The sequence below is a fragment of the Pseudomonas kitaguniensis genome (assembly GCF_049199985.1).
GTDB classification, from domain to species: Bacteria; Pseudomonadota; Gammaproteobacteria; order Pseudomonadales; family Pseudomonadaceae; genus Aquipseudomonas; species Aquipseudomonas kitaguniensis.
In genome coordinates, this window is sequence record NZ_JBLZPT010000003.1 from 195,065 (window position 1) to 218,329 (window position 23,265).

Here is a 23,265-nt window from a genome sequence, read left to right on the forward strand (position 1 = left end):
ATCGGCCGTTGAGCCTGCAGGGGATGGAGTGGGGCTGAGTGGCTCATCGCGAGCAAGCCCCGCATTTGAATGTGTCAAGCCTCTGCGAGCAGGCGCTCGTAAGGGATGCGCAGGCCGGCGTGCAGGCGTTTGATCATCGACACGCTCAGCTTGCGCTTGTGGTTCAGCACTTCGGAAACGCGCCCGCTCGTGCCTATAAACGGCTCCAGGTCACGCGCGGTAAGGCCTAATTGCTCCATGCGAAATTTAATCGCTTCCACCGGGTCCGACGCCGGCATTGGAAAGTGTTCCGCCTCGTACTTCTCAATGAGCACGGCAAGAATTTCCAGCTCGTCGCCCTCGGGTGAGCCGACGGCGGCTTCCCATAGCTGCTCCACGCGCGCCAGGGCAGCGGCCAGATCTTCTTGGGAATGAATCGGTTTGATGTTCATTACACGCTCTCCGCGTTGATCTGATCGTACTGGGCATGGGTGCCTACAAAACGTATGAACCCAAGTTGTCGCTGATAATCGATCGCTATGATGACTCGATACTTGTTGCCGCCCACGTTGAATACAACCCTGCCGCTTTTAAGAATGCTCGCGGTTCTGAGCGCGGCCTTGAGTGTTTGTGGTGTCGGGTAAAGGGCCTTTTCCAGGTGACGATACAGCTCAGCCAGCGGCGTTTTCGCATCCGCATAAGCGGGGTGGCTTTCCCAGAAAATTCGTAGGGTAGACAAAGCGATTATGCGCATCGCTGGTACCTCCCAATATGGGAGATATTAGGTGTGGTTCGGAGGATATGCAATCCCGGAAATAATTTCTGACGAGTAGGCAGTCGCTTCATGTGATCCTTCACAGACGGCGGATGAACTGCCGGACGCTATCCTTCGGCTGATACTGCGTCCACCGCCGTTCTGATTCAGGCTTTTGCCAGTGTTCGGCTCAAGGTTGCACAGCCAATAAGCGCGAGGCGCTACAGGCTTTCCAACGTGTGTAACAACACGCGTACCTTGGTCAGCGACTCCTGATATTCCGCTTCCCACTGTGAGTCGGCCACAATCCCGCCGCCGCCCCAGCAACACACCTGCCCATCTTTGGCCAGCAGGCTGCGAATCGCGATGGAACTGTCCATCTCGCCGCGCACGTCCAGGTACACCAGCGAACCGCAGTACAACCCGCGTCGGGTCGGCTCCAGCTCGTCGATGATGTGCATCGCGCGAATCTTCGGGGCGCCGGTGATGGAGCCGCCGGGGAAGCTGCCGGCGATCAGGTCGAGCGCGTCTTTGTGGTCGGCCAACTCGCCGGTCACGCTGCTCACCAAGTGGTGCACGTTGGGGTAGCTTTCGAGGCTGAACAACTCCGGCACCTTCACCGAGCCCGTGCGGCAGGTGCGGCCGAGGTCGTTGCGCAGCAGGTCGACGATCATCAGGTTTTCTGCGCGATCCTTGGGGCTGGCCAGCAGTTCGGCGGCGTTGGCGGCGTCTTCTTCGGGCGTCAAGCCTCGCGGGCGAGTGCCTTTGATCGGCCGGGTTTCGACGTGGCGTTCGCTGATCTTGACGAAGCGCTCTGGCGACAGGCTCAGCACCGCGCCGTCATCCGGCAGGCTTTGGAAGCCGGAAAACGGCGTAGGGCAGGCTTCACGCAGGGCGCAATAGGCGACCCATGGATCGCCGCTGTACGGCGCGCGAAAGCGCTGCGCGAAGTTGACCTGGTAACAATCGCCCGCCTGGATGTAGTTCTGGATACGCACGATGGCTTGGCGGTAAGCCTCGGCAGTCAGGTCCGGGGCCATTGGGCCTTGCAGTTTAAACGTCGCGTGTGTGGCGACAACGCGCTGGCTGAACAACGCGATCAACCGTTGCCGTTGGCTGTCAGCCAGCGAGGGGTGAAACACCAGTTGGCTGGTCTGCGCCTGGTGATCGCTGACCAGTGCCCAAGCGTACAACCCAAAGCGCGCATCCGGCAGGTGCAAATCGTCTACGGCCGGGTGTGGCATTTGCTCCAGGTGCCGGCCAAAGTCGTAGCTCAGGTAGCCGATCAAGCCGCCGGCAAACGGAAGCTCGTAACCGGTGGGCAGCGCCGCTTCACCCAACTGCGTCAGGTTTTTGCGCAGTCGTTGCAGGAAATCACTTCCGCTTTCGTCAGGCGATACCGTCAACGTCGTTTCTGGCCACGCGCTCAGCAGGTCATAACGCCCGCGCTCGGCAACCGGGCGGCCGCTGTCGAGCAGCACGGCGCCTGGGGCATGGCGAATCGTCGCAAAGTACTCTGCGGGGTTGGCCCGGTAGGGCAGCGGGTATACGGAACAGGTCGACATGCGGGGTGGATCAGCCGTTTACGTGGGGGAGGCGATTGTAGTCCCCCGAAGGGTTTGGTCCTAGAGCCCGCTCCCACATTGGATGGCTGTTCAGCCTTCAACCGGCGGGATGTGCCCGAACATCTCTTGCACAAAATTCACCCGTTCTTGCGCGGTCTCCGTCACGCCGGCGGCTTTCAATGCCTCCAGGCGCGCTTCCACCGCATGCGTGCGCAAGGTCAGGCCGCAGTCGTTGGCGATCTGGATATTCAGCCCCGGCCGCGCATTCAGCTCAAGAATCAGCGGGCCTTTTTCCTGGTCCAACACCATGTCTACGCCAATATAACCGAGCCCGCACAGCTCGTAGCAACTGGCGGCGAGCTTCATGAAACCGTCCCAGTTGGGCAATTGCACGCCGTCCACCGCGTTGGTGGTGTCGGGGTGTTTGGTGATGATGCTGTTCAACCAGGTGCCGCGCAGGGTCAGGCCGGTGGCCAGGTCGACGCCCACGCCAATCGCGCCCTGGTGCAGGTTGGCCTTGCCGCCGGACTGGCGGGTCGGCAAGCGCAGCATGGCCATTACCGGGTAGCCCATCAGCACGATGATGCGGATGTCCGGCACGCCTTCGTAACTGATGCTCTTGAAGATCTGGTCGGGCACCACGCGGTATTCGATCAGCGCGCGGTCACGGTGGCCGCCCAACGAATACAAGCCGGTGAGGATGCTGGAAATCTGATGCTGGATTTCCTCGTGGGTCAGCAACTTGCCCGACACCGTGCGATAGCGCCCCTCAAAACGGTCGGCGATCACCAGGATGCCGTCACCGCCAGCGCCTTGCGCCGGCTTGATCACGAAGTCGGTGCGGCCTTTGAGGATGTCTTCGAGCTTGTCGATTTCTTTTTCGGTAGAAATGATCCCGTACATTTCCGGCACATGGATGCCGGCCGCGATCGCCCGTTCCTTGGTGATGATCTTGTCATCCACAATCGGGTACAGGCTGCGCTTGTTGTACTTGAGCACATAGTCGGCGTTACGCCGGTTGATGCCCATGATCCCCCGTGCTTCGAGGGCCTTCCAGGTCTTCCAGAAGCCGAACATTACTGGTCAGCCTTCAAGAAGGCTTTGAACCGCACCAGCTCGGTCAGGCGGTAGCCGCGATAACGCCCCATGGCCAGCATGAAACCCACCAGGATCAGCAGGATCGCCGGGAAGGTGAACACAAAGTAGATCAGCTCCGGCACGCTCATGATGATGTGCGCGAGCGATGCGGCGAACAGCGTACCAATCGCCACTTTCAGCGCATGGTTGGCGCCGCGTTCTTCCCAAGTGATCGACAGCCGTTCGATGGTCATGGTCAAAATCACCATCGGGAACAGCGCCACCGACAGCCCGCGCTCCAGGCCCAGCTTGTGGCTGAACAGGCTGATGGCCGCAATCAGCACCACCACGAAGGTCAGTACCACCGACAGCCTTGGCAACATCTGTAGCTTCAAGTGTTCCAGGTACGACCTGAGCGACAAGCCCAGCGCGGTAATAATCGTAAACAGCACTATCCCGAAGCCCAATTGCGTCTCGCGAAACGCCAGGGCAATCAGCACCGGAGTAAAGGTGCCCAGCGTCTGCAGGCCGATCAAGTTGCGCAGGATCAGAATCACCAGCACGCCAATCGGGATCATCACCATGATCATGAAGGTTTGCTGGGTTTGCAGCGGCAGGCCGTACAGCGAGTATTCGAGGAAGTTGGCGTCGGTGTTTTCGTCGGTCAGCTTGGCCAGGCGAATCGCGTTCATTTCGCTGTTGTTGAGGCTGAAGGTCACCATGGCTTTCTTGCCGCCGTCGACCGTGATCAGGTTTTCATCGCCGGTCCACCACAACAGGCGGTCTGACGGCAGGCCTTGCTCGCCGGTCTCCGGGTTGAAATACAGCCAGTCACTGCCATTAAAGCTGCGCAACCACAGTTCCGGGGTTTGCGGCTGGTCGGCGACCAAACGAATGGTGTGGACTTTTTCGACCGGCACATGCGCGATGGACAGCAGCAGCTCGACGATCTTGGCCTTGTGCGGTGTCGACGGGTCGCCCGCCAGCAGCAGTTTCACGTTGTCGTCGCTGAGGTTGTTGGTGCGCTTGATGGCTTCGGTGATAAAGGTTTCGACGTCGGCCGAGTGCTGGCGGATCGGCGCCAACAGGGCTTCGGCGGCGATTTTTTCGGGGCCTTCCACTGCGATGCTGTCACGGAAGGTCGGGCCTTTGATCTTGACCTTTTCGCCGCTGTAACGCTTGGTCAGCACCAGCCGGTAATACAGCGTCTGGTTGCCCTTGGCGCGGCGTGCCGACCAGGTGACCTTGCGGTTACCGTCGGTGCGGTTGACGCTCACGCCGTAATTGTTCGAGATAAAACTTTCATTGAGGCTGACGAAGTCGCGGCTCAGCGGCGGCACGAACATCGTGATTTTTACCGGGTCTTTGGGGTTGGCGACGAACTCGACCTTGGCGTCGATGTTCCACAGGTCGTCGGTGGCGTCCTCGGTGACGGGGATCCCCAGCACGAAAATCTGGTAGGCGGTGACCGAAATACCCAGCACCACCAAAATGGTGATGAGGATTTTCAGGTGCAGGGTCAGAGAGCGCATTCAGTTTACTCGGCGGTATGAGCGTCGGCGGCGCAGGCGGGTTTGCCCGCTGCGTATTTAAGACTGGGGTCAACCAGCGCATCAAAGCGTTTCAAGGCTTCGGAGCCGATCAGCAGCGGATATTGGAATGCGCTGCGGTCAGTCAAGTTCACTTCGATGCTGCGTAAAGCGCTGCCCATGCAAATGTCCAGGGCGATCACTGGGCGGGCGGTGTAGTTCTTGTCCTCATCGGGGTCGTAATCACCGGCGCGGCGCTTGATTTTGCTCACGCGTGCCAGGGGGCGTTCGATGGGGTGGGAATGGGCGGTGTCGATGGCCAGGTAAAAGCGCACCCAGGATTCGCCGTTGCGCTTGAACCGCTTGATGTCGCGGGCGCTTAACGACGCGGTTTTGGCGCCAGTGTCGAGTTTGGCCGCCACTTCCAGGTCGATGCCTGCCAGTTTGGCGTATTCGTTCAGGCCATACACGGTCTTCTCGGCGCCAACGCAGAGTGCCGGTAGCAGCGCCGGTATGGACAGTAGGCAAAACAGGGGGAAGGGCTTGAGTCTCATAGATCCCGGGGCAGTGCAGTGCGATGTTCCATTCATGGCGACTGGCATTGCTGCGCAATCTCTGGTGCGCCGGTTCATCAAATGATGTCAGGCAAAAGCGGCGGGCATTCTAACATGATGCTTTTTCGGCGCCAGCGCTGGCAGGCGGCCATGCCCGATTAAGTGCAGAAAGGGTTATTAGACGATTGTCGACAATGTGGATTTATTCTTTGACTATCGTGGGCTGATTGGCTAGTTTTTGTCGCATTGCTTTTAAAGGTGTCGACAATATGCGGGTTCAGCTGCAAACCCCAGTGGTGGCGCAAGACGATTCGCAGACCATGTCAGAGAATGTCTTCCGGCGTATCCAGGCTGCCATCGTCAAGGGTGAGATCGCGCCCGGCAGCAAAATCTCCGAGCCGGAGCTGGCGCGCACCTACGGCATCAGTCGCGGCCCGTTGCGTGAGGCGATTCACCGCCTGGAAGGCCAGCGCCTGCTGATCCGTGTGCCGCATGTGGGCGCGCGCGTGGTGTCGCTGAGCCACGCCGAGCTTGTGGAGCTCTATGAAATTCGCGAATCCCTCGAAGGCATGGCCTGTCGCTTGGCCGCCGAGCGTATGACCGACGCCGAAATCGAAGAGCTGCGCCAAGTGCTGCACACCCATGAGCGCGACGAAGCTTTTCAGGCCGGCCTCGGCTACTACCAGCAAGAAGGCGATTTCGACTTCCATTACCGGATCATTCAGGGCGCCGGCAACCGCACGCTCACCCAAATGCTCTGCGGCGACCTGTACCAATTGGTGCGCATGTACCGCATCCAGTTTTCCGCCACACCTAATCGTCCCCGCCAGGCCTTTGCCGAGCATCACCGCATTCTTGACGCGATTGCCGACCGCGACGGTGAACTGGCCGAACTGTTGATGCGCCGCCATATCGGCGCTTCCAAACGCAATATCGCCCGTCATTTCCCAGGCGGCGCGCCTTCAACACGAGGTGAGTCATGAGTTCCAACAATAACAGCACGCCCGGCCAACGTTTTCGTGACGCGGTCGCCAGCGAGCAACCGTTGCAAGTGGTCGGCGCGATCAACGCCAACCATGCGCTGCTGGCCAAGCGCGCCGGTTTCAAGGCGATCTACCTGTCGGGCGGCGGGGTGGCTGCCGGTTCCCTCGGCGTTCCGGATTTGGGCATCACCGGCCTGGATGACGTGCTGACCGACGTGCGCCGCATCACCGATGTGTGCGACCTGCCGCTGCTGGTGGACGTGGACACGGGCTTTGGCTCGTCGGCGTTCAACGTCGCGCGCACCGTCAAGTCGATGATCAAGTTCGGCGCTGCGGCCATCCACATCGAAGACCAGGTGGGCGCCAAGCGCTGCGGTCACCGCCCGAACAAAGAAATTGTGTCGCAACAGGAAATGGTCGACCGCATCAAGGCCGCTGTCGATGCACGCACCGATGACAGCTTTGTGATCATGGCGCGCACCGACGCGCTGGCGGTCGAAGGGCTGGAGTCGGCGCTGGAACGTGCCGCCGCGTGCATCGAGGCTGGCGCCGACATGGTGTTCCCGGAAGCCATCACTGAGCTGGACATGTACAAACTGTTCGCCTCCCGCGTCAACGCGCCGATCCTGGCCAACATCACCGAATTCGGCTCGACGCCGCTGTACACCGTTGATCAGTTGAAAGCGGCTGATGTTTCTATCGTGCTGTACCCGCTCTCGGCCTTCCGCGCCATGAACAAGGCCGCCGAGAATGTGTACACCGCGATTCGCCGCGACGGCACCCAACAGAACGTGATCGACACCATGCAAACGCGCATGGAGCTTTACGATCGCATCGACTACCACACCTTCGAGCAAAAGCTCGACGCGCTGTTCGCCGCGAAGAAGTAAACCTGCTCCCACACGCGGCTCCCTGAATAACCACAAAATTGGAGAAGAATGATGGCTGAAGCAAAAGTACTGAGTGGCGCCGGCCTGCGTGGTCAGGTGGCCGGGCAAACCGCGCTGTCTACCGTGGGCCAGGCGGGTGCCGGGCTGACCTACCGTGGCTACGACGTGCGCGAACTGGCTGCCGACGCACAGTTTGAAGAAGTCGCCTACCTGCTGCTCTACGGCGAACTGCCGAACAAGGCCGAACTGGCCGCCTACAGCAAAAAGCTCGGCGCATTGCGCGACCTGCCCCAAGCGCTGAAAGAGGTGCTGGAACGCATCCCTGCCGACGCCCACCCGATGGACGTGATGCGCACCGGTTGCTCGTTCCTGGGCAATATCGAGCCCGAGAAAGACTTCAGCCTGCAGCACGAGGTGACCGACCGCTTGCTCGCGGCTTTCCCGGCGATCATGTGCTACTGGTACCGCTTCAGCCACGACGGCAAACGCATTGATTGCGTGACCGACGAGCCTAGCCTCGGTGGCCACTTCCTGCACCTGTTGCACGGCAAAAAGCCGAGCGAGCTGCATGAAAAGGTCATGAACGTGTCGCTGATTCTTTACGCCGAACACGAATTCAACGCCTCGACCTTTACCGCCCGCGTGTGTGCTTCCACGCTGTCCGATTTGTACTCTTGCGTCACCGCCGCCATCGGTTCGCTGCGCGGCCCGCTGCACGGCGGCGCCAACGAAGCGGCGATGGCGATGATCGAGAAGTTTGATTCGCCGCAAGCCGCGGTCAAAGGCACCCTCGGTATGCTTGAGCGCAAAGACAAGATCATGGGCTTCGGCCATGCGATCTATAAAGACAACGACCCGCGCAATGAAGTGATCAAGGGCTGGGCCAAAAAGCTCGCTGACGAGGTGGGCGACAGCGTGTTGTTCCCGGTGTCCGAAGCCATTGATAAAACCATGTGGGAGCAGAAAAAGCTGTTCCCCAACGCTGACTTCTACCATGCCTCGGCGTACCACTTCATGGGCATCCCGACGCCGTTGTTCACGCCGATTTTTGTGTGCTCGCGCCTCACCGGCTGGGCTGCGCATGTGTTTGAGCAGCGTGCGAACAACCGCATCATCCGCCCAAGCGCCGAGTACATCGGCGTCGAGCAGCGCAAGTTCGTGCCAATCGAACGTCGCTGAAGACCGGCGATTCCAGGGTTGTAAACCCGGTCAACTGTGGGAGGGGGCTTGCTCCCACATTGGGATCGGTTTTCAACCTTGGATCAGTCGGCTCCCTGTACTTACCGTGACCGAGTCCTGACGATGAACACTGAATTTCGCAAACCGCTGCCCGGCAGCCGCCTGGATTTCTTCGACGCCCGCGCGGCAGTCGAGGCAATCACCCCAGGTGCCTATGCCACCTTGCCTTACACCTCCCGCGTACTCGCGGAAAACCTCGTGCGCCGTTGCGACCCCGCCAGCCTCAACGCGTCGCTCAGCCAATTGATCGAGCGCAAGCGTGACCTCGACTTTCCGTGGTTCCCGGCGCGCGTGGTGTGCCATGACATCCTCGGCCAAACCGCGCTGGTTGACCTCGCCGGCCTGCGCGATGCCATCGCATTGCAAGGCGGCGACCCGGCGCAAGTCAACCCGGTGGTGCCGACCCAACTGATCGTTGACCACTCGCTGGCCGTCGAAGCCGGTGGTTTTGACCCGGACGCCTTCGAAAAAAACCGTGCCATCGAAGACCGCCGCAACGAAGACCGTTTTCACTTTATCGAGTGGACCAAAAAGGCCTTCAAGAACGTCGACGTGATCCCGCCCGGCAACGGCATCATGCACCAGATCAACCTGGAGAAAATGTCCCCGGTGATTCAGGTGCGCGACGGCGTCGCCTTCCCGGATACCTGCGTCGGCACCGACAGCCACACGCCGCATGTGGATGCGTTGGGCGTGATCGCCATCGGCGTCGGCGGCCTTGAAGCTGAAAGCGTGATGCTCGGCCGCGCCTCGTGGATGCGCCTGCCGGAAATTGTCGGCGTCGAGCTGACGGGCAAGCTGCAACCGGGCATCACCGCCACCGACATGGTGCTGGCGCTGACCGAGTTCCTGCGTCAACAAAAAGTGGTGGGCGCGTGGCTGGAATTCTTCGGCGAAGGCGCATCCAGGCTGACGCTGGGTGACCGTGCGACCATCTCCAACATGGCCCCGGAATACGGCGCCACGGCAGCGATGTTTTACATCGACCAGCAGACCATCACTTACCTCAAACTCACCGGCCGCGAAGACGAACAAGTCACCCTGGTCGAGCAATACGCACGCCACACCGGCCTGTGGGCGGACGACCTGAATGGCGCGCAGTACGAGCGCGGCCTGCGCTTCGACCTCTCCAGCGTCGTGCGCAACATGGCCGGCCCGAGCAACCCGCATGCGCGCGTGGCCACCAGCGATCTGGCCGCCATGGGCATTTCCGGCCAGTGGGATGACGTGCCAGGGCAAATGCCCGATGGCGCAGTGATTATCGCGGCGATCACCAGTTGCACCAACACCAGCAACCCGCGCAACGTAATCGCCGCCGGCCTGTTGGCGCGCAACGCGAACCGGCTTGGGCTGGCGCGCAAACCGTGGGTCAAATCGTCGTTGGCGCCGGGTTCGAAAACCGTGGCCATGTACCTCGACGAAGCCGGGTTGACCACCGAGCTTGAGCAGTTGGGTTTTGGCGTGGTGGCGTTTGCCTGCACCACCTGCAACGGCATGTCCGGCGCACTCGACCCGGTGATCCAGCAAGAGATCATCGACCGCGACCTGTACGCCACCGCCGTGCTCTCGGGCAACCGCAACTTTGACGGGCGTATTCACCCGTACGCCAAGCAAGCTTTTTTGGCTTCGCCGCCGTTGGTGGTGGCCTATGCGATTGCTGGCACCATCCGTTTCGACATCGAAAAAGACGTGCTGGGCCTGGACGCCAACGGCAAGGAAATCCGCCTGAAGGACATCTGGCCGAGCGACGAAGAGATCGACGCAGTGGTCAAGGCTTCGGTCAAGCCGGAGCAGTTTCGCAAGGTCTACATTCCGATGTTCGCGATCCACCCAGACACCGGCCCCAAAGTCGCGCCGCTGTACGACTGGCGCCCGCAAAGCACGTATATCCGCCGCCCGCCGTACTGGGAAGGCGCGCTGGCCGGTGCCCGACCGCTCAAGGGCATGCGCCCGCTGGCGGTGCTGCCGGACAACATCACCACTGATCACCTCTCGCCGTCCAACGCGATCATGCTCGACAGCGCCGCTGGCGAATACCTGGCGAAGATGGGCTTGCCGGAAGTCGACTTCAACTCCTACGCAACCCACCGCGGTGACCACCTGACCGCGCAACGCGCAACCTTTGCCAACCCGAAACTGTTCAACGAAATGGTGGTTGAAAATGGCAAGGTCAAGCAAGGTTCACTGGCGCGTATCGAACCCGAAGGCCGGGTCACGCGGATGTGGGAAGCCATCGAAACCTACATGCAGCGCAAGCAGCCGCTGATCATCATTGCCGGTGCCGACTACGGCCAGGGCTCGTCGCGCGACTGGGCGGCCAAGGGCGTGCGCCTGGCCGGTGTGGAAGCGATTGCCGCCGAAGGCTTCGAGCGCATCCACCGCACCAACCTGGTGGGCATGGGCGTGTTGCCGCTGGAGTTTCTGCCGGGCACCGACCGTCACACCTTGCAGATCGATGGCAGCGAAACCTATGACGTGATCGGTGAACGCACGCCGGGTGCGACGCTGACGCTGGTGATCAACCGCAAGCACGGCGAGCGTGTCGACGTGCCGGTGACGTGCCGCCTGGACACCGCCGAAGAAGTGTCGATCTACGAGGCGGGTGGCGTGTTGCAACGTTTTGCCCAAGACTTCCTGGAATCGGCGGCAACCGCCTGAAGAGGATGACCATGGCACACGTAGCGCAAATCAAGATCCCCGCCACCTATATGCGTGGCGGCACCAGCAAGGGCGTGTTTTTCCGCCTGCAAGACTTGCCCGAATCGGCGCAGGTGCCAGGCGCCGCGCGCGATGCCTTGCTGCTGCGCGTGATCGGCAGCCCAGACCCGTACGACAAGCAAATCGACGGCATGGGCGGCGCCACATCCAGCACCAGCAAAAGCGTGATCGTGGCCAAAAGCACGCATGCCGATCACGACGTGGACTACTTGTTTGGTCAGGTGTCGATCGACAAGCCGTTTGTGGACTGGAGCGGCAACTGCGGCAACCTGTCGGCGGCGGTTGGTTCGTTCGCCATCAGCGCCGGGTTGGTCGACCCGGCGCGCGTGCCGCACAACGGGGTGGCGGTGGTGCGCGTGTGGCAGGCGAATATCGGCAAGACGATTATTGCCCACGTGCCGATCACCGACGGTGCGGTGCAGGAAACCGGCGACTTCGAACTCGACGGCGTGACCTTTGCGGCCGCCGAAGTGCAGCTGGAGTTCATCGACCCGGCCGCCGAAGAAGAGGGCGACGGTGGTTCGATGTTCCCCACCGGCAACCTGATCGACGACCTCGAAGTGCCGGGTATCGGCACCTTCAAGGCGACGCTGATCAACGCGGGCATCCCGACGATTTTCATCAATGCCGAAGACCTCGGCTACACCGGCACCGAGCTGCAAGGCGCGATCAACAGTGATCCAAAAGCCCTGGCGATGTTTGAGACGGTGCGCGCCTATGGCGCATTGCGCATGGGCTTGATCAAGCATCTTGATGAAGCCGCCCAGCGCCAGCACACACCCAAGGTCGCGTTTGTGGCCAAGCCTTTGGACTACGTGGCATCGAGTGGCAAGGCGATCCAGGCCGGTGATATTGATGTGTTGGTGCGCGCGCTGTCGATGGGCAAGCTGCACCACGCGATGATGGGCACGGCGGCCGTGGCGATTGGCACGGCGGCGGCGATTTCCGGCACCTTGGTCAACCTCGCCGCTGGCGGTGTGGAACGCAGCGCGGTGCGTTTCGGGCACCCGTCCGGCACCTTGCGCGTGGGCGCTGAAGCCAGTCAGGTCGACGGCGAATGGGTGGTGAAAAAAGCCATCATGAGCCGCAGCGCCCGAGTCCTTATGGAAGGCTTTGTGCGTGTGCCCGGCGATTCATTCTAAAACCCACCGCCGCGCTGTTGTGGGAATGGGCTTGTGTGGGAGTGGGCTTGCTCCCGATGGCGGCGTGTCAGGCACTGATAGGTCGACTGATACACCGCCATCGGGAGCAAGCCCCCTCCCACAAGGTTGAGTGGGGCCAGCAATACATAAGCGGGCAAGCAGACCTGCCAACGCGTGATCAACCCTGAGCCTGAGGATTAAACCCAACCCTTTTGGAGTACTGCCATGAGCGCCAACGTCGACCAGAACAACCGACCCGACTACGACCAGGTTCTGCAGGACATCGCCGACTACGTCCTCAATTACCGCATCGAGTCCCAGGCCGCATTGGATACTGCGCGCAACTGCCTGATGGACACCCTCGGCTGCGGCCTTCTGGCGTTGCGTTTTCCCGAGTGCACCAAGCACCTGGGGCCGATTGTCGAGGGCACGGTGGTGCCGTTCGGCGCGCGCGTGCCGGGCACCTCGTTGCGCCTGGACCCGGTAAAGGCTGCGTGGGACATCGGCTGCATCGTGCGCTGGCTTGACTACAACGACACCTGGCTCGCTGCCGAATGGGGCCATCCTTCGGATAACCTGGGCGGCATCCTCGCGGTGGCCGATCACCTGTCGCAGAAGCGCGTGGCCAATGGCGATGCGCCGTTGACCATGCGCGCGGTGCTGGAAGCGATGATCATGGCCCATGAAATTCAGGGGGTGATTGCGCTGGAAAACTCGTTCAACCGCGTCGGCCTTGACCATGTGCTGCTGGTCAAAGTCGCTTCCACCGCCGTCACCGCCAAGCTGATGGGCGCCAACCGTGAGCAGTTGCTCGCGGCGTTGTCGCATGCGTTTGTCGATGGCCAGGCGCTGCGCACTTACCGCCATGCGCCGAACGCAGGTTCGCGCAAATCCTGGGCGGCGGGCGATGCATCGAGCCGTGGCGTGCGCCTGGCGGACATCGCGCTGCGCGGCGAGATGGGCATCCCGGGCGTGTTGAGCGCGCCGCAATGGGGTTTTTATGACGTGCTGTTCAGCCACAGCAACAACGACCTGGCACTCAAACCTGCGGACAAACGCGCGTTCAGCCTGTCCCAGCCGTACGGCACCTACGTGATGGAAAACGTGCTGTTCAAGATCAGCTTTCCCGCCGAATTCCACGCGCAAACCGCCTGCGAAGCGGCGGTGACCTTGCACCCGCTGGTCAAGCACCGCCTGCATGAAATCGAGCGCATCGTGATCACCACTCACGAGTCGGCGATTCGTATCATTTCCAAGGTTGGCCCACTGGCCAACGCCGCCGACCGCGATCATTGCCTGCAATACATGACCGCCGTGCCGCTGGCCTTCGGCAACCTGGTGGCGGAGCAGTACGAAGACGCGTTTCACGCCGCGCACCCGATCATTGATGTGTTGCGCGAGAAGATGGTTGTCGTTGAGGAGCCGCGCTACAGCCGTGAATACCTGGAAGCGGATAAGCGCTCGATCGCCAATGCGCTGCAGGTGTTTTTCACTGACGGTACGAGCACCGAGCCAGTGGCGGTGGAATACCCGATTGGGCATCGGCGGCGGCGGGTGGATGGCATCCCGTTGCTGGAAGACAAGTTCAGGGCCAACCTGGCCACGCGGTTTACCGCCCAGCGCAGTGATGAGATTTTCGCGTTGTGCAAAGACCAGGCAACGCTTGAAGCGACTCCGGTGAACCGCTTCGTCGACCTGTTTGTGATCTGACAACCCCTAAAAAACTGATGTGGGTAGGAGGTTGTGTGGGAGGGAGCAAGCCCCTCCCACAAAAGCCTTATCTCACATTCGAATCGGGGTTGGCCTCAAGCAATCACATGCTGCCTTCAACATCATCCAGGCTGAACGTCTCGGTGTGGTCGTCATACGAGAAAATCTCCGCATAGCGCCCCCACGCCACCACGCTTTCGAGGGTTTTTTCGACGAACGCTTCGGTCATCGAGTCTTCCAGTTCCTGCTCGAAACGCACGCGTGGCGCGCGGTGCCCGCTGCGTTCGAGCAGTACCTGATGAATGCGCGCGGCCAATGGCACGTGCTGGATCAGGTGCTCGGCGAACAGGGTTTTGCGCTCTTGGGTGCCGTAGTCGGCGAACAGTTTGCCGGCGTCGGTGAGGGTGATGTCGGCGCCCTTGAGTTCGGCGAAGCCCAGATGCTCAAGCATCTCCGCCACCGGAAACAGGTCGTCGACTTCCAGCAGGCGCCGCTCGGCCACGGTGGGCAAACCGGCGTGGCCGTTGTAGGGCTCGGCGGCGAGGGTTTCGATCAAACCGGCCATTAAGTTTGTTGACACTTCCGGCAGCAGACTGCCCATTTTCAGCTCGGGCAAACCGCGGCTCGCATCGGCGCTGCGCCGGTCGGTCATCAGCGCATAGATGTCGTCGACCATTTGCCGAAAGACCGGGTCGAGCCGGTTGCGCGGGTGTGCGAACGGCACTTTGATCTCGGCGACCACGCGGCCGGGGTTGGATGAGAGCACCAGAATGCGGTCGCACATCAGCACCGCTTCTTCGATGTTGTGGGTCACGATCAGGATCGACTTGATCGGCAGTTGTTTGCCGCTCCACAAGTCCAGCAAGTCGGTGCGCAGGGTTTCGGCGGTGAGCACGTCGAGGGCGGAGAAGGGTTCGTCCATCAGCAGCAATGTCGGGTTAACCACCAGGCCGCGGGCAAAGCCCACACGCTGCCGCATGCCGCCGGACAACTCGCGTGGGTAGGCGTTTTCAAAGCCGTCCAGGCCGATCAGGTCGATCGCCGCCAGGGCGCGCCGGCGGGTTTCCTTGCGCTCGACTTGCAAGGCTTGCAGGCCAGCCTCTACGTTTTCGAGCACGGTCAGCCAGGGGAACAGCGCAAAGGTCTGGAACACCATGGCCACGCCTTCGGCTGGGCCGTTCAACGGCGCGCCGTTGTAAAGCACTTCGCCCGACGACGGCTGGATCAAGCCTGCAATGATGCGCAGCAGCGTGGACTTGCCGGACCCGGAGCGACCGAGCATGCCGACGATCTCGCCTTCGTGCAGGCTCAGGTCGACGCCGCTGAGTACTTGCAGTTCATCTTTGCCTTTGCCGAACACCCGGTTGACGTTTTTCAGCGAGTAGATTTCCGGCGTGGCGGCAGCGTGTGCGGTATAGGTATTCATCACGGCGAATCCCGTCAATTCAAACGAAGTTTGTTTTCAGCAATGGCGTACATCGGTCGCCATACCGCGCGGTTGAAGGCCACTACAAAGATCGACATCACCACCACGCCCAGCGCGATTTTCGGGAAGTCGCCGGCGGCGGTGGTCTGCGCGATGTAGGCGCCCAGCCCGTGGGCAACCACGTTGTCCTGGCCCCAAGACACGTACTCGGAGACGATACTGGCGTTCCACGCACCGCCCGAGGCGGTAATGGCGCCGGTCACGTAATACGGGAAAATCCCCGGCAGCATCACCTTGCGCCACCACAACCAGCCGCGAATGCGGAAGTTCGCGGCGGCTTCCTTGAAGTCATTCGGAAACGCGGTGGCCCCGGCGATCACGTTAAACAGGATGTACCACTGGGTGCCCAGCACGATCAGCGGGCTCAGCCAAATATCCGGGTTGAGGTTGTAATGCAGGATCACGATGACGAACACCGGGAACAGCAGGTTCGCCGGGAACGCCGCGAGGAACTGCGCCAGCGGCTGGATTTTTTCCGCAAGCTTTGGGCGTAAGCCGATCATCACGCCCAAAGGCACCCAGATCAGCGAGGCGATCAGAATCAACCCGACCACCCGCAGCAGCGTGATCAGGCCCAGCACACACACATGGCCGACTTCGGCGAGGGTCACCTCAGTGCCGACGTACTGCACGATGTGATACAGCGCATACGCGGCCAACAGCGCAATCAGCGTGCCCCACACCCAGTCGATCACTTTTGAGGCTGCCGGGGTTTCCACCGGCAACGCCTTGAGCGCGCCGCCGGCCAAGCTGAAGCGTTTGTTGCCGATGCGGCTGATGGTGCGCGTGACAGGGCGCAGCATGCGCTGCACCACGCGCGTGCGCTGAATCAGGTTGAGCAACCAGGATTGCGGCGCGGCGCCTTGCGAGGCGGTGGTTTCCATGCGGAACTTGTCGGCCCAAGCCACCAGCGGGCGGAACAGCAACTGGTCGTACATCAGGATCACCGCGATCATCGCGAGGATCACGTAGCCCACGGCGTGCAGGTCTTTCTGGGCAATCGCCAGGGCCAGGTACGAACCCACGCCCGGCAGGGTGATGGTCTTGTCGCCGACGGTGATCGCTTCTGAGGCAACCACAAAAAACCAGCCGCCGGACATGCTCATCATCATGTTCCACACCAGCCCGGGCATGGCGAACGGCACGTCGAGCTTCCAGAATTTTTGCCAGCCGGACAGCCGCAAGTTGGTCGACACTTCCACCAGGTCATGCGGCAGCATGCGCAGCGACTGGTAGAAACTGAACGTCATGTTCCAGGCCTGGCTGGTAAAGATCGCAAAGATTGCGGCGAACTCGGCACCCAGCACGCGCCCCGGAAACAACAACAGGAAGAAGGTCACCGTAAACGAGATGTACCCGAGCACCGGCACCGATTGCAGGATGTCGAGTACCGGCACCAGCAGTTTCTCGGCGCGCCGGCTTTTGGCGGCCAGGGTGCCGTACAACAGGGTAAAAATCAGCGCCGCGACCATTGCCGCGAGCATGCGCAAGGTGGTGCGCATCGCGTATTCCGGCAGGTTGGCCGGGTCGAGGGAGATGACTTCACTTTGCAAGGTGGCGATGGGGGCCCAGGTTTCGCGGGCGGTGATGGAAAAAAACAGTAGAAAGCCGATTACCAGAGGCAGGGCAACCAAATCCCAGCGGTTGGGTAGCAAGCGCAGTGTGGACGCCGGTAAATAGTCACGGAACACTCTGTTCATAGGCAGTCAGTCCTGCAGCGTTCAGGTTAAAAAGGCGCGGTGAGAGTGAGCTTAGCTGCTGCACGAATGCCCAACCGAGAAGGACGGGCGCTGTTTTCGTCAGTCAGCGGCAACGAGGCGTTGCTGGCGGAATTGTACGTTTCTGAATGTTACAAGCACATAAATTTGCTGTCAGTTTCCTGTACGAAACCGTGGTTTGGGCACCGGCGGATTGTGAGCCTGGCGCAGGCAAGCTGATATTTTTTGCTTCCCTGGAACTGGTTGCCGGTACAGGCCAATAAAGTAGCTGAATGACGGGTACGCCAAGTCGTCCGAAAAACCTGCACGCGGACCACGCGTGGAACTCAAGAGGCACTTTATGACGAATGTCAGCACTCAACAGTATGCGCCCCAATACGGCTACGAAATGCCGCCAACACCGCCACCTGTTCGTTCCGGCGACACCCCCGGCGCACACGCCAACACGCCTGACAGCTCGGCAGATTCAACGCCGCCTCGCCCGCCGATGGGGCCAGAGCAGCGCGGTCAGTTTTCCAGCCACAGTAAAATCGTTAACCATCCGCAGTCGCAAGGGGCTGATGCAACAGGCCAGATGGCAGAGCTGACGACCAAAAATAAAGAGCTTCACGCCAAATACGATGCGTTGCTCAGCAAATTTGATCCGATGCTCAGGCAACTTAATCAGAAAATAATAGACCTGACTGAGCACATTGACGCGTCAGAAAAAAAACCTAAAGACGCGCCGGTTGCGCCTGGACCTCAGCCTGAGAACCGCCGTGGCGATGAGCAGACTGTAGCGCCTGCCGAAACCTCTCGCCAGCAGACTGCGCCGGGTACACCTCCCGCTCCAGACACCTCGAATACGCCGGTGACGGAGCCAGGCCAGTCTGGAAGTCTTGAAGCGTTGACCCGTGTAACCAGTGAATTCAGCAGCAAGCTCGACGAACTACTCACCAAGTTCAATTCGATCGTTGAAACACTGACTAACGCCATGAATAGTTTGGTGCAACGGGTCAACGCTATGAATATTCCTGACAGCCAGACGCCTCCCGAGCAGGCGGACAGCCCCCAAGCTACCGCGGCAGACGACGTATACCCGCAAACGCCGATTGCTCCACAAAACCAACCGCCGGCCCAAGCCGATGAGCCATCAGCGCCTGCTTCCAGTACGGCCGAACAGCTCAGTCAAGAAAACGCAAAACTGGAAGCCCAGCTCACCAAGATGGATGGTTTGTTTCAGGACACAATTTCAAAACTTCAACAGCAGGTTGATAACCTGACGCGGCAACTTCAGCAACAGGGCTAGGACGCACGGAGTCGGCGAGTGTGGCGGTGAACCACACTGGCCCTTCGATTAGCGCTATGCCTCAAAGCGCAGGATCACCCGTCGGTTGTGCTTGCTCTTCTTCTCGATTTTTTCGCAGAACACCCGGCCGATTTCTTCGGTGTTGAGCACGTGGGTGCCGCCGCAGGGCTGAATATCGACCCCGGCGATTTCGATCACCCGAACCGAGCCCCCGATCGCCGGCGGCGCGACCGCCTGCGTGCGGGTGATCTGCAGCAGTGTCGAGTACTCCGAGGCGGGCATCGACAGGGTTTTCACCGTGTGGGCCTGCTCGATCAGGGCGTTAAGGTCGTGGGTGATGCGGTCTTTGTCGAGGGTCATTTCCGGCAGGTCGAAATCCAGGCGGCCCTTGTCGGCGCTGATGCTGCAACCGGTAACGGGCGCATCAATGATTGAGCACAGCAGGTGCAGGCACGTGTGCATCTTCATGTGCTGATAGCGCCGCGCCCAATCCAGGCTGGCATCCACTTGCACCCCGGCGGTCAACTGCTCAGGGCAGTGTTGCACTTGATGCCAGATGACCGAGCGCAACAACGGGTCGCGCACGGTGCCGATCACGTCCACGCGCGTGCCATCGGCCAGGGTCAGGTGCCCGGTGTCGCCAGGTTGCCCGCCGCCGGTGGGGTAGAACAGCGTGTGTTCCAGGGCGATGCCGTGTTCGCTGACGGCAATCACCCGCGCGTTAAAAGCGTTCTGGTAGGGCGCGCTGTCGAACAGCGCCAGGGTTTGCATGCTGTGCATGGGCACGTTCAACCTCCGACGATCAGTGGGCTGGCTTGCAACAGGTGGCGCACCATTGCACTCAAGCCAGGCGGGGAAAGCAGGGTGATTTCAAACTCCGGCCCGCTGACTTTCAGGTTAAGCGGCAGGCGCGGCAGGGGGTCGCAGAGGTCGAGGCGGCGCAGGCGAAATTGCAAGTGATGCCGCTCCTTCACCGTGGGTTCCAGCATCAGCCCCTGCAACGGGTGGAAGTCGGCGTCCAGCACCGTGACCTTATGGCTGGTGCTGACTTCGCCGACCACGTGCAAGCGCTCGTCCAGGGCGAACGCGCCGAGGTAATGGCCGCTGTCCGCTTCGGTGTTTTTTTGCAATTGAACCTGGTTGACTACCTTGACCTTGGTGCCGGCTGGCACATCCTGGGTGATCACACACGAGGGGCTGATAAACACGTTATCGCCGATCAACACATAACCCAGCACGCGGGCGCCGGCGCCAACCTCGACATTGTTGCCCAGGCGCGGGTGGCGCTTGCCATCCGGGTTGTTGGCAATGCCGCGGGCGCCCAACGTGACGCCGCAGAGGATGTAGCAGTCGTTGCCGATCTCGCAGGTTTCGCCGATGACGGTGCCGTAGCCGTGGTCCAGCACAAAGCGGCGGCCGATGCGTGCAGCCGGGTGAATCTCTGCGCCGGAGAGGATTTTGCCCTGGTTGCTGAGCGTCAGCGCGATGCCTGAAAACACACCGCTGGTGTGCTCTGGAAAATGCCATATAAGGTGTGCAAGCCGGTAATACAACACCGCTTTGAACGAGGCGTACGCCTCCAGAATCAACTCGCCGCGCCCACGCGATGCCGGGTCGCGATAGGCATAAGCGATCAAGTCGTCGGCCACGGCCTGGGCGGCGTTTTGGATCAGCGGCGCCAGGTGCGGTTCCAGCTGCTTCATCTGCGCAGGCGTCAGGGTCTGGATGAGGTGGGTGAGCAACTCATCATGCAGTTGTTGCATGTCGATAAAACATCCCATGGAGGCACCCCCGCATTCTGGATGGTTGGCAAACCGGTTAGTCGAAATGGGGCAGGTAGCTGTCGGCATTGTCGTAGACCAGGGTCAGTACCACGGTGTTGCGCGGCAGTTCGGGGGCGAGCTGGGCGATGGCAACCATGTTTGCGGCCGAGGACAGCCCGAGGCTGATGGCGTCGGTGCGCATGATGTGTTTGATCATGTCGGTACACGCCTGGCGTGACACTTTGAGCATGCCGTCAATCACGCCCATGTTGAGAATGCTCGGGATCAGGCCAATCGACAGGCCCTGGATATGGTGCGGCGCGTGCTGGTTCTTCAGCAGGTCACATTCCTCCGGTTCCACGCCCATCACGCGGATCGCCGGCCAGGTGGCTTTGAGGGTTTCGCCAATGCCGGTGATATGGCCGCCGGTGCCGATGCCGCTGACGAAGTAGTCCACGCGCCGCTCACCGAACGCGCGGATGATTTCCGGCGCGGTGCTGTCGCGGTGGGTTTGCGGGTTGGCGCCATTGCGCTGCTGGTTAAGCATCACGTAGCCGGGGTTTTCCAGCTGCAGCTCCATGCACTTTTCGCCGTGGGAGTTATTCCCGAGACGGCTGTCCGACAGCACCACCTCGGCGCCGTACAGGCGCAGCAGCTTCTGCTTTTCAGGGCTGTAGTTGTCGGGGATCACCAGTACCACGTTGTAGCCCAGCACATTGGCGGCCATGACCAAACCAATGCCGGTGTTGCCGCCGCTGGGTTCGATCAGGGTTTGCCCGCTATTACGCAGCAACACGCCACGGCGTTCAGCGTCGAGGATCATGCCCAAGGCGATGCGCGCCTTGTGGCTGCCGCCGGGGTTGAGCGATTCCAGCTTGGCGTAGACCTCGATGCCGAGGGCTTCGGAAAACTTCGCCAGGCGCACAATCGGCGTGTGGCCGATCACGTCGAGAATTGAGTCATGCAACATCAGTCAGCCCCCGCTCAGTACAAAGGCATGTCGGGTTCGACGTCACGAACCCAGTGTTTCATGCCGCCCTGCAGGACCTTGGTATTGGCGAAACCGGCCGCCAGCAAGGTGCTGGCGGCTTGCTCGGCGCGGGTGCCGGCGTAGCAGATCAAGTAGTGCGTATTGTCGCGGTTGAGGCTGCCGAGCTGCGCATCCAGTTCAGCGAGAGGGATATTCACCACACCCGGCAATTTGCACACTTCGAGTTCGCTGGCGTCGCGCACATCCAGCAGCACGTCGGCGCTGCGCGGGTGTTCGAGGAGTTGCTTGAGTACCCGCGGCTTGATGTAGCGTTCTTCGGCCAGCGCGGGTGCGCCGGCGATGGCATCTGCGCAAGCCGCTGGCGCCACGGCGGCGCTGTGGCGCAGCCCCGAGCAGCAGGGGCAGTCGGCGCGGCGCTTGAAGCGCACCTCGCTGAACTTCATCGCCAGTGCATCGAAGCGCATCAGGCGGCCGGACAACGGCTCACCAATGCCGATCAGCAACTTGATGGCTTCGGTGGCCTGGATCATTCCGACCACGCCCGGCAGCACACCGATCACCCCGCCAGCGTTGCAGTTGGGGGCCAGTTCGGCTGGCGGCGCCGACGGGAACAAGCAGCGGTAGCACGGCCCGCCTTTATGGTTGAACACGCTGATCTGCCCGTCAAAACGGTAGATAGCGCCGTACACCCAGGGTTTGCCGAGCTGCACGCAGGCGTCATTGACCACGTAGCGCGTGTCGAAATTGTCGGTGCCGTCGATCACCAGGTCATAGGCGCCCACCAGTTCCAGTGCGTTGTCGGCGGTGAGGGCAGTGTTGTGGGCGTTGATCTGGATATGCCGGTTGAGGTCTTGCAGGCGCTGCTTGGCGGACTCGACCTTGGGCATGCCCAACGTGCTGTTGCCGTGGACGACCTGGCGTTGCAGGTTGCTGCTTTCCACCACATCAAAATCCACCAGGCCCAGCGTGCCGACACCGGCCGCCGCCAGATACAGGCTGATCGGCGAGCCGAGGCCGCCCGTGCCGATGATCAATACTTTGGCTTTTTTAAGGTTCAACTGACCTTCGCGGCCCACGCCGGGCAGGGTGATGTGGCGCACGTAGCGCTGCACTTCTTCATTGCTCAGGGGCTCTGCGTCAATGCCGCCGGAAGTGGCGAGCAGCACTTCGATTTTGGCGTTTTCCGGTAAAGGTTCGTCGGCATCGATCAGCGCTTCCCCGACGGTAAACAGGAAGTGGTCCTTGAGCTGATTGTTGTGTGCGTGAAACAGGTGCTCGCGCAACTGCGGATGGCGGTTGCAGAGGTTTTCAATGACGTCGCGCAATGTCGATCCGGTGCCCTCAAGGGTCGATTCCGACAGCTTGGCCACGCGAACCAGAATGTCGGGGAAAGAGACAGCGTTCATGGACAGCTCCGTGTGCAGGTCGTTGAAACGGTTAAGGGCGAAATGCTTGCCATCCCAGGCAAACAGCTTTGAACCCAGCGCCTGGCCCTGGCGAACGTCCACCACCAGGTAACTGACCGGGTAAATCGGCTCGCCGAGGAACAGCGCCTTGTCTTGGTCTTCATCACTGAAATAGGCGCCAACGTCCGGGTGGGAGTGGTAGATCACCACCACCGGGTTATCACTGCGAAACGCCTTGTTCATCAGCAGCGTGTCGGCGACGCAAAAGGTGTAGCCATTCGCCGCGCTGCGCGGGTACCTGTCGGGGTTCTTGTGGTGCAACTCATTCTGAATATTGTTGCCCAGGTACACGCTGCCGTCGGCGAACACAAAACCGCAGCATTCCTCCGGGTAGCTACGGCTGGCGTGGGCGTAGATCTGTTCCAGCGCGGCGGGGCGGAGCACGTGCATGCTTCCCTCGGGTTGATGAGGCA

Annotated in this window: 19 protein-coding genes; 7 read left to right on the forward strand and 12 right to left on the reverse strand. The window is 61.0% G+C overall.

What is annotated here, in order from left to right; genetic code table 11:
- Positions 1-74 precede the first annotated feature (74 nt).
- From ACOZK9_RS06370 to rloA, 6 genes are all read right to left on the reverse strand, one after another.
- Entirely contained in the window at positions 75-431 is a 357-nt protein-coding gene (locus ACOZK9_RS06370) for a helix-turn-helix domain-containing protein (protein ID WP_058412293.1), read from the reverse strand.
- Complete coding sequence (locus ACOZK9_RS06375; RefSeq protein ID WP_058412292.1) at positions 431-733, reverse strand: type II toxin-antitoxin system HigB family toxin; 303 nt, start codon at positions 731-733, stop codon at positions 431-433. The genes ACOZK9_RS06370 and ACOZK9_RS06375 overlap by 1 nt, the downstream gene beginning before the upstream one ends.
- Before the next feature lie 221 nt (positions 734-954).
- Positions 955-2,298, reverse strand: a complete 1,344-nt coding sequence (gene pabB / locus ACOZK9_RS06380) for an aminodeoxychorismate synthase component I (protein ID WP_152745682.1) — start codon at positions 2,296-2,298, stop codon at positions 955-957.
- Positions 2,299-2,388: 90 nt separating this feature from the next.
- The gene (locus tag ACOZK9_RS06385; protein ID WP_058412290.1) at positions 2,389-3,375 is read right to left on the reverse strand and encodes an alpha-L-glutamate ligase-like protein; all 987 of its coding nucleotides are present in this window, start codon (positions 3,373-3,375) and stop codon (positions 2,389-2,391) included.
- Entirely contained in the window at positions 3,375-4,907 is a 1,533-nt protein-coding gene (gene rloB, locus ACOZK9_RS06390; RefSeq protein WP_058412289.1) for an osmotic stress tolerance membrane protein RloB, read from the reverse strand. The genes ACOZK9_RS06385 and rloB overlap by 1 nt, the downstream gene beginning before the upstream one ends.
- A 5-nt stretch (positions 4,908-4,912) precedes the next feature.
- Positions 4,913-5,458 carry a retropepsin-like aspartic peptidase RloA gene (rloA, locus tag ACOZK9_RS06395; RefSeq protein WP_099240710.1) on the reverse strand — a complete coding sequence of 182 codons (546 nt, stop codon included), beginning with the start codon at positions 5,456-5,458 and terminating at the stop codon, positions 4,913-4,915.
- A gap of 269 nt (positions 5,459-5,727) precedes the next feature.
- Here rloA and ACOZK9_RS06400 point away from each other — a divergent pair, with 269 nt between their 5' ends.
- The 6 genes from ACOZK9_RS06400 (at position 5,728) to prpD (ending at position 14,140) form a co-directional block, all read left to right on the forward strand.
- A complete protein-coding gene (locus ACOZK9_RS06400) occupies positions 5,728-6,441 on the forward strand; it encodes a GntR family transcriptional regulator (protein ID WP_421555465.1) in 714 nt (237 codons plus the stop codon).
- On the forward strand, positions 6,438-7,331 hold the full coding sequence (gene prpB, locus ACOZK9_RS06405; protein ID WP_058412286.1) for a methylisocitrate lyase: 894 nt from the start codon (positions 6,438-6,440) through the stop codon (positions 7,329-7,331). Before ACOZK9_RS06400 ends, prpB begins: the two co-directional genes overlap by 4 nt.
- A 51-nt stretch (positions 7,332-7,382) precedes the next feature.
- On the forward strand, positions 7,383-8,510 hold the full coding sequence (prpC, locus tag ACOZK9_RS06410; RefSeq protein WP_152745678.1) for a bifunctional 2-methylcitrate synthase/citrate synthase: 1,128 nt from the start codon (positions 7,383-7,385) through the stop codon (positions 8,508-8,510).
- Between the two features lie 123 nt (positions 8,511-8,633).
- Entirely contained in the window at positions 8,634-11,228 is a 2,595-nt protein-coding gene (gene acnD / locus ACOZK9_RS06415) for a Fe/S-dependent 2-methylisocitrate dehydratase AcnD (RefSeq protein WP_421555466.1), read from the forward strand.
- A gap of 11 nt (positions 11,229-11,239) precedes the next feature.
- Positions 11,240-12,430: a 2-methylaconitate cis-trans isomerase PrpF gene (gene prpF, locus ACOZK9_RS06420; RefSeq protein WP_421555467.1), complete on the forward strand. Its 1,191-nt coding sequence runs from the start codon at positions 11,240-11,242 to the stop codon at positions 12,428-12,430.
- 225 nt (positions 12,431-12,655) lie between these two features.
- Positions 12,656-14,140, forward strand: a complete 1,485-nt coding sequence (prpD, locus tag ACOZK9_RS06425; protein WP_421555468.1) for a 2-methylcitrate dehydratase — start codon at positions 12,656-12,658, stop codon at positions 14,138-14,140.
- Between the two features lie 103 nt (positions 14,141-14,243).
- Here the strand turns inward: prpD and ACOZK9_RS06430 are convergent, their stop codons facing one another.
- Both ACOZK9_RS06430 and ACOZK9_RS06435 read right to left on the reverse strand, forming a co-directional pair.
- Positions 14,244-15,566, reverse strand: a complete 1,323-nt coding sequence (locus tag ACOZK9_RS06430; RefSeq protein WP_122249723.1) for an ABC transporter ATP-binding protein — start codon at positions 15,564-15,566, stop codon at positions 14,244-14,246.
- Between the two features lie 14 nt (positions 15,567-15,580).
- Complete coding sequence (locus ACOZK9_RS06435) at positions 15,581-17,326, reverse strand: ABC transporter permease (RefSeq protein WP_122249724.1); 1,746 nt, start codon at positions 17,324-17,326, stop codon at positions 15,581-15,583.
- A gap of 358 nt (positions 17,327-17,684) precedes the next feature.
- On the opposite strand from ACOZK9_RS06435, the gene ACOZK9_RS06440 reads away from it, so the two are divergent.
- Positions 17,685-18,632, forward strand: a complete 948-nt coding sequence (locus ACOZK9_RS06440) for a hypothetical protein (protein ID WP_421555469.1) — start codon at positions 17,685-17,687, stop codon at positions 18,630-18,632.
- A 54-nt stretch (positions 18,633-18,686) separates the two neighbouring features.
- On the opposite strand, the gene ACOZK9_RS06445 is transcribed toward ACOZK9_RS06440, so the two are convergent.
- From ACOZK9_RS06445 to moeB, 4 genes are read right to left on the reverse strand one after another with little or no spacing between them, the layout of a single operon-like run.
- Positions 18,687-19,412, reverse strand: coding sequence for an alanyl-tRNA editing protein (locus ACOZK9_RS06445; protein ID WP_421555511.1), 726 nt, complete (start codon positions 19,410-19,412; stop codon positions 18,687-18,689).
- 8 nt (positions 19,413-19,420) lie between these two features.
- Positions 19,421-20,413: a serine O-acetyltransferase gene (locus ACOZK9_RS06450; protein ID WP_421555470.1), complete on the reverse strand. Its 993-nt coding sequence runs from the start codon at positions 20,411-20,413 to the stop codon at positions 19,421-19,423.
- A 37-nt stretch (positions 20,414-20,450) separates the two neighbouring features.
- The gene (locus ACOZK9_RS06455; RefSeq protein WP_122249726.1) at positions 20,451-21,365 is read right to left on the reverse strand and encodes a PLP-dependent cysteine synthase family protein; all 915 of its coding nucleotides are present in this window, start codon (positions 21,363-21,365) and stop codon (positions 20,451-20,453) included.
- Positions 21,366-21,379: 14 nt separating this feature from the next.
- Positions 21,380-23,242 carry a molybdopterin-synthase adenylyltransferase MoeB gene (moeB, locus tag ACOZK9_RS06460; RefSeq protein WP_421555471.1) on the reverse strand — a complete coding sequence of 621 codons (1,863 nt, stop codon included), beginning with the start codon at positions 23,240-23,242 and terminating at the stop codon, positions 21,380-21,382.
- Between the last annotated feature and the right edge of the window lie 23 nt (positions 23,243-23,265).